Source organism: Vibrio sp. 1069 (assembly GCF_033340555.1).
In genome coordinates this window covers 1-632 of sequence record NZ_JAWOWP010000524.1, presented here as the reverse complement: position 1 = coordinate 632, position 632 = coordinate 1, and the positions used below count along the sequence as shown (strand labels likewise).

The window sequence follows — 632 nt, the reverse complement described above, 5'->3', positions numbered from 1 at the left end:
TTCTATCGTAGCGCGTGTCTTGGTTACTTTCGTCTTCTACCCATTCCAAACCAATGTTCTTCGCCGTCGCTTCCATCTGCTCGCGCCTGGTGTTAAGTAGCGGACGAACTAATGTGCCACCAGCAAACGGCACACTTTCTGCCATCGAAGATAAGCCCTTAGGTCCACTTCCACGTTTCAACGCGAGTAAAAATGTTTCGACTTGGTCGTCGGCATGCTGACCTGTTAGCAATAAGTCGCCACGATTGATATGACGAGCCAGAGCTTCATAGCGCGCTTCACGTGCCAGCGATTCAATGCTCTCACCACTATTGGTATCTAGGTTCACACGCTCTACCGAGCACGAAATACCTGCTTGTTTCGCCCATACTTGACACTTATCGGCCCAAATGTCCGCATTTTCACTCAAACCATGATGAACATAAACCGCGTGGCAAGAGAGGGTGTTTTCTTCTCGATAACGGCGAAGTAACTCAAGTAACAAGCGCGAGTCCACACCACCACTAAACGCGACAACGACCTTCGTTTGAGGTTGATAATAGGTGTTCAATACATGAGAAAACTGCTGGTAAAGCGATTCCATAAGCGATCCGATAGGTACAAAAAAGGGTTGGACATTGTCCAACCCTTTC

Annotated in this window: 1 protein-coding gene; it reads right to left on the bottom strand. The window is 48.1% G+C overall.

Features of this window, described 5'->3' with window-relative positions; translation table 11 throughout:
* A partial coding sequence (tilS, locus tag R7040_RS27535) for a tRNA lysidine(34) synthetase TilS (protein WP_318097753.1) occupies window positions 1-583 on the bottom strand: 583 nt, incomplete at its 3' end.
* Window positions 584-632 lie beyond the last annotated feature (49 nt).